Origin of the sequence: Bradyrhizobium sp. STM 3809, from assembly GCF_000239795.1 — a bacterium.
Classification (GTDB): Bacteria; Pseudomonadota; Alphaproteobacteria; order Rhizobiales; family Xanthobacteraceae; genus Bradyrhizobium.
In genome coordinates this window covers 1-5972 of record NZ_CAFJ01000676.1, presented here as the reverse complement: position 1 = coordinate 5972, position 5972 = coordinate 1, and the positions used below count along the sequence as shown (strand labels likewise).

The 5972-nt window shown below is 69.4% G+C and carries 4 protein-coding genes; 1 reads left to right on the top strand and 3 read right to left on the bottom strand.

All coding sequences use genetic code 11. The features are described from left to right. Positions 1–39: 39 nt before the first annotated feature. Positions 40–705, bottom strand: coding sequence for a WG repeat-containing protein (locus BRAS3809_RS29935; protein WP_240535805.1), 666 nt, complete (start codon positions 703–705; stop codon positions 40–42). Positions 706–782: 77 nt separating this feature from the next. Here BRAS3809_RS29935 and BRAS3809_RS29930 point away from each other — a divergent pair, with 77 nt between their 5' ends. Next, positions 783–2042, top strand: a complete 1260-nt coding sequence (locus BRAS3809_RS29930; protein WP_008965760.1) for an Hsp70 family protein — start codon at positions 783–785, stop codon at positions 2040–2042. Positions 2043–2051: 9 nt separating this feature from the next. On the opposite strand, the gene BRAS3809_RS29925 is transcribed toward BRAS3809_RS29930, so the two are convergent. Beyond that, positions 2052–3608, bottom strand: a complete 1557-nt coding sequence (locus tag BRAS3809_RS29925; RefSeq protein ID WP_008965759.1) for a hypothetical protein — start codon at positions 3606–3608, stop codon at positions 2052–2054. A 448-nt stretch (positions 3609–4056) separates the two neighbouring features. Continuing rightward, positions 4057–5637, bottom strand: a complete 1581-nt coding sequence (locus BRAS3809_RS29920) for a hypothetical protein (protein WP_008965758.1) — start codon at positions 5635–5637, stop codon at positions 4057–4059. Positions 5638–5972: the final 335 nt, after the last annotated feature.

Genomic DNA, 5972 nt, shown 5'->3' with positions numbered 1-5972 from the left:
GGACTAACTAACTGCGCGCATCGCTTGTCACAACAGCCGTCACGGCCGGCAGATCTCGGAAAAAACCTTCTGCTCACGGACCCTGAACGGAGCAACCGCCCTCCCATCAGGATCGATGCATCCCCAGGTTCCGCCCTCGAACCAGCTATGCCCGCCTTCCGAGACGAGCGAACAGCCGAGGCAAACCACCGCGACGCCGTTGTCGAACGGATAGGCGCCGTCGTAGATCGCCGGGATCACGAGCCTCAACGACGGATCGATGTATCCGATCTTTGCTCCCACCGGCGAACGGGCGCGGCCATTGGTGAATTCTTCGGCGCCATTGTCGTAGGCCATCACCGCCGCCATCGCGCCATCGCGACGGACGTAGAGCCAGCGGACTGCTTCGCCCTTCGTCCTTCCGAGGAGAACGACCGGCGCCAGCTCATCCGGACCAAACCGCAGGCGGGCCAGGAACGAAGGTGTGAGACGGAGCTGGCCGTCCTCGGTCGGCACCGCACAGCCCTTGACGGTCGACTCGGGCTGCCAACAATCATAGGGCGCCTTCTGGCCGTGATCGGTGTCCGCTGCGGCTGCCGTCAGCAGGCCCATCCCAAAGCAGGCTGCAAATGTCAGCGGGGCAGCCAGTGCCCTGGTCGCCGATGACCGATGACGTTGCGCGACCGAGGAGCCATGCGCCGCGTGAGAATTCTTCATGCCCATCATGCCTCACATTCGCACATGACATTGCGGTGCGAAACGGCTAAGCGGACCGCCCTCCCCGCACGGACAGCGAGACGAGCATGGCGGCAGCGGCCCATTGCGGCATCGACTTCGGCACCTCGAACACCACGGTCGGCCTCAGCGATTCGACCTCTGCGCAGCTCATCCCGCTCGAGGGCGAGCAGCGCACCCTGCCGAGCGCGATGTTCTTCGATTTCGAGGACCACGGCGTGCAGTTCGGGCGCGCCGCGATCGAGCGCTATCTCACTGGGCATGACGGCCGCTTCATGCGCGCGCTGAAGAGCATTCTCGGTACCGCGCTGATCCACGAGAAGACGTACATCCGGCAGAAGGCGGTGCCGTTCTCCGGCATTCTCGGCTTCTTCTTCGCGCATCTGAAGACGCGGATCGAGTCCAGGCTCGGGCACGAGGTCAGCCAGGTCGTGCTCGGCCGTCCCGTGCGCTTCGTCGACAAGGACGACGCCGCCGATGCCGAGGCGCAGAGCGCGCTCGAGCAGATCGCACGCGAGCAGGGTTTCAGGCACATCGCCTTCCAATACGAGCCGATCGCGGCCGCGCTGGACTACGAGCAGCAGGTCAACGGCGAGGAGCTGGTGCTGATCGTCGACATCGGCGGCGGCACCTCCGACTTCTCGATCGTGCGCGTCTCGCCGCAGCGACGCGGCAAGGCCGACCGCGAGGACGACATCCTCGCCAATGGCGGCATCCATATCGGCGGCACCGATTTCGACCGGCTGCTGAGCCTGAAGAGCGTGATGCTGCATCTCGGCTATGGCAGCGCGACCGCCGACGGCAAGCGCGAGCTGCCGACCGCCTACTATCACGAGCTGGCGACATGGCACCGGATCAACCAGCTCTACAAGAAGGGCGTCCTCCACGAGCTGCGCCAGATCCGCTACGAGGCCGAGCGGCGCGATCTCGTCGACCGCTTCATCAAGGTGGTGGAGGAGCATCGCGGCCATACGCTGGCGATCGGCGTCGAGCAGGCCAAGATCGCGCTGACCGCGGCGAAGTCGCTGACCTCGGTGCTGTCGGAGACGGACGATTGGGCGCGCATCAAGTTCACGCGCCGGGATTTCGATCGCGCGATCGCCGATTCCGTCGCGCGCATCGTGCGCACAGTCGCCGCGTTGCTCGACGATGCCGGCGTGGAGCCCGCTGCCATCAACACGATCTTCCTCACCGGCGGCTCGAGCATGGTGCCGGCGCTGCGCCAGGCGGTGCTGGCGCTGTTTCCGGACGCCCGCGTCGCCGAGACCGACCTGCTCGGCAGCGTCGGCCTGGGCCTCGCGCTCGACGCGCGGCGCAAATTCGGCTGAGCCCGCGGCTCATCTCGCCATCGCCGGCTCCGCCTCGGCATCGGCCTCCTGCGCGCGGAGCACCTCCTGCCGCGGCGCTTGCCGCGATGAGGACGCCGCCGGCGCGCGCGCAGGTGCGCGCCGGTTCGAGGCGGTGGGGACGCTCGCGGATGTGTTCGCCCCGACGGTGCCGGCAGGGGCGGCCGCCGCGCTCTGGGCGGGACGCGTGATCCGCCGCGCCGCGGGCTCGGCCGGGTTCGCCGGCGGCGCGGCAGCGGTAGACCCGGCAGCGCGCCGGCGCGGCTTGGCCGGTGGCGGCGCGCTGCGCGCCGGCTGCACCATCGGAGGCGCGATGTCGGGCTTCGGCGTGGCGCTCGCCGCGCCGCCGTCGCCGGCAACGCCTGCAGCCACCGATGCAGGAGGATTGGGCGCGTCGGGCGGAGGTGCCGGCGGCAGTGGCGACTCCTGCTGCGCGATGGTCCCCGTCGAGGCGGGATCGGGCTCCTCGCGAAACAGCTCGGTCGGCAGCAGCAGCGCCGCGACGGCAGCCACCAGCGTCAGGCTTCTGAGCACCAGCGTCGCGGCTCCGTGCCGGGACGGGCTGAGACCAAGGGCGGCGCGGCTCAGCAGGTCGAGCACGGCCACCGTCACGAAGGCAGCAAAGCCGAGGCTGCCGCCAACCAGCGGCAGCACCGTCGCGGCCTGAACGAGCAGGACCGTCAGCGTCGCCGCGGCGACGACCGGCGCAAGCCGGCCGGAAAGCCGCTGCGGCGACGACATGCCGAGAAAACATCCGGCGTAATAGGCATCGATGAGGCAGCGCTCGTCGGGCAGAAGCGCCTGCAGGATGGCCATGCCCGCGAAAGCGATCACCGCCGACACGAAGGTGCGTCCCGCCCGCCCGGCCCCGGCAACAGCCGGCAGCCTCAATATCACGAGGGTCAAGGCCGTGCCGGCGAGGCAGACCGCGAAGACCGCGAGCGAGGCGTGCAGATCCTTGTCGAAATGATCCAGATGCGCCAGCCGAAGCACGTCGCTGCGATCGCCGAGCAACGGCATCAGACAGAGGAACAGCAGCGATGCGACCGCCGCGAGCAGGCCGAGCCGCCCGCCATAGCCTTGCAGCAGCACCCCGCGCAGCCGGATCTCGATGGCGGTCATGATGCAGAACAACAACCCGCAGAAGGCCGACAGCAGAAAGAACGATGCCTGCTCCGGCAGACCGGCATGGGTGACGCTTTCGACGAGGATCCCGACCGGCGTCATTCCGGTGAAGCTGCCGCCATACACCGACGAAGAGAACGTCGCCGATTCCAGGTTTCTGGTCGGCGCGATGATCAGGCCTGCGCACAGCAGCAGCGTCACCGCGGCCGAGGCGAGCGGCGACGGCAGACCGTAGGCCGTGAGATGCAGCGTCGCCATGCAGCCGAGAAATGCCCCGGCGAACGAGGCCGCCGGAATGACGTAAAGGCCGAAGCGCGGCCATGGGTGAGGGCCCGGCTCGGACGGTGGCGGCAGACCTTCGCGCGCCGCCAGCGGGTCGTAGGCGATCGGGTCCTGCGAACCACCCGCACGCGGATCGGCCATTTGCTCCCTCGCCTCCTGCGGCGCGACCCGCCGCAGCCGTGAGGCGGTGAATACCGCGCGGCTTTGCAGGGCGACCTCGTTGTCAGCAGCGGCCGGGATCGAGCGCGAACTCGACCCGACCTGCCGGGCGCGGCCTCCCTGCCGCAAATCCGGCGGGACGATGCCTGCAAAATTCTGGGAGGTGGAAGTAGCGGGCTGCTGTACGCACTAAAAAGTGCAGATAGCCTGCCTGCAACAAAACCGCGAAAAGCGATGCGGAATCAACGAAAAGGACCGATCGTTCGTCTAACGCCCCGGACCGTTCGCGATCATGGACCTGCCGATGTCCGGCGACCCGGCCGCCACGGCGGCGCCGCACGGGCCTGCCGCGCCTGGTCGGCGGGACCGGTGCCGCGGCCGGCTGGCCGTTGTCCTCGATGCATCGCGCAACTTGGGCTCGTCGTCAGGCTCATTCGCTCGTAACAGCGGCGGCGGCCGACCGCGCCGGCCGCTTGGGCGCGCCTTGCGCCTGGGGTCGCGTCGCTGGAGAGGCCACGGCCGAGGCCGGGTCACCGCCACGAACGGGGCTGGGCCTGGCACGAGCAGGTCGCGCAGCAGCCGCTCCGGTCCGCGCCGGCTCTGCAGTCCGGATGATGCCCCAGGGTCCCAGATTGGCGGACCGCGAGGCGATCCGGCTCACGCGCGGCGTCCGCGGCGGCTCGGCGCGCGGCGCTGGAGCCGGAGCTTGGGCCGGAACTTGTGCCGGCGCTTGGGCGGCCTCGGGAGGCGTCTCCACCGAGGGCGAGACGCCGGGCACCGCGGGCCAGAGGCTCGCGGCGGTGACCGGCGCGGATTCGGGTTCGGCGGCAGCAGTCGCCGGCGCAGGCGATGCGGCCTCCGGCGGAGCTGCGTCCACGGCGGGCTCCTCGGGCAACGCAGCAACGTCCGGAGCCACGACCGGGGCGGCCTCGCGCAGGACCCCGGCCGCATCGTCGGCCGGCCTGTGAAAGATCTGGCTCGGCAGAAGACACCCGGCCACCGTCAAGGTTACGGCCACGCTCCGGCCCAGGGCGAGCTTCACCGTCTCGGCCGGGGCCGGCAGCAGGCAGGCGGCTCGCCAGGCGATGTCGACGGCAGCCGCCGCGATGAAGGCTGCAAGGCCGAGGCTGCCGCCGACCATCGGCAGAACCGTCGATGCCTGGACCAGAACCGCGGTGAGGGTCAGTGCGGCCATGATCGGCTGCAGCGGTCCGGACAGCCGCTGCGGCGAGGACATGCCGAGAAAACATCCCGCATAATAGGCATCGACGAGACAGCGCTGGTCGGACCAGAGCGTCTGCATGACCGCCATTCCGGCAAATGCCAGGGTGGCCGAAGCGAAGGTGCGGGCGGCCCGCCCCGCCTCGGCAACACGCGGAAGCCGTTGCAGGAAGATCGTCAGAAATGTCCCGGCGAGACAGACCGCGAGTATCGCGAGCGAACCGTCGAGCTCCTGATCGAACTCAGTCAGGTGCCCCAGATGGAGGGAATCGCCCTGACCGGCGAGCCACGGCCCGAGCGTGACGAACAGCAGCGATCCGATCGCGGCAAGGACGCCCAGCCGGCCGCCATAGCCTTGCAACAGCACGACGCGCCGCTGGACTTCGACGGCCGTCAGCGCGCAGAACAGCAGGCCGCAGAAGATCGACAGCAGGTAGAGCGACGCCTCCTGAGGCAATCCCGTGTGAGCGACGCTCTCGCTGATCAGTCCGATCGGCGTCATGCCGCTGAAGCTGCCGCCATAGACCGATGAGGAGAAGATGGTCGCGGCCCGATTGTCGGGAGACGCGATGACCAGACCCGTGCACAGAACGACGGTCGCCGCCGCCGAGGCGAGCGCGGGCGACAGGCCCCATGCGCTCAGCTGCAGGGTCGCGAAGCAGCCGAAAAAGGCGCCGGCGAAGGACACCAGGAGCGCGACGGAGAAATCGAAACGCCGCGGCTGAGGACGCGGCTCGAACAGGACCGGCAGGCCCGTTCGCCACGTCGCGCTGTCAGAGGCCTGCTCCATCTACGAACCCACCCCCACGTGGATCGGCCGGGCCCTTCGTCCGGCCCCGACGCCGGACGAGATCGCTAAGCACCGCGAGATGCACGATGTCGTGCAAACATGGCGAAACAGGCGCGAACGTGTGGCCGCAGCGGGTTATCGCCGCAAAACGGCTTACGGTCCGCCGTCACGGCCCCGCCGATGTGGAGGGATCTGGACGCCATTCCGGCGCGGGCTGCACCTCTTGCCGGGCGACGATCCGCGGCCGCCCCCTCGGCTGCGGCACCACATGGGTCTGGCCGCGTTTCGCCGGCGCCGGCGCCGCCGTCTGGCCATAGCGGATGACGCGCCGGGGT

Coding starts and splice junctions, on each gene's coding strand:
- BRAS3809_RS29920 (WP_008965758.1), bottom strand. CDS start 5,637: ATGGAGCAGGCCTCTGACAGCGCGACGTGGCGAACGGGCCTGCCGGTC.
- BRAS3809_RS29935 (WP_240535805.1), bottom strand. CDS start 705: ATGATGGGCATGAAGAATTCTCACGCGGCGCATGGCTCCTCGGTCGCG.
- BRAS3809_RS29925 (WP_008965759.1), bottom strand. CDS start 3,608: ATGGCCGATCCGCGTGCGGGTGGTTCGCAGGACCCGATCGCCTACGAC.
- BRAS3809_RS29930 (WP_008965760.1), top strand. CDS start 783: ATGGCGGCAGCGGCCCATTGCGGCATCGACTTCGGCACCTCGAACACC.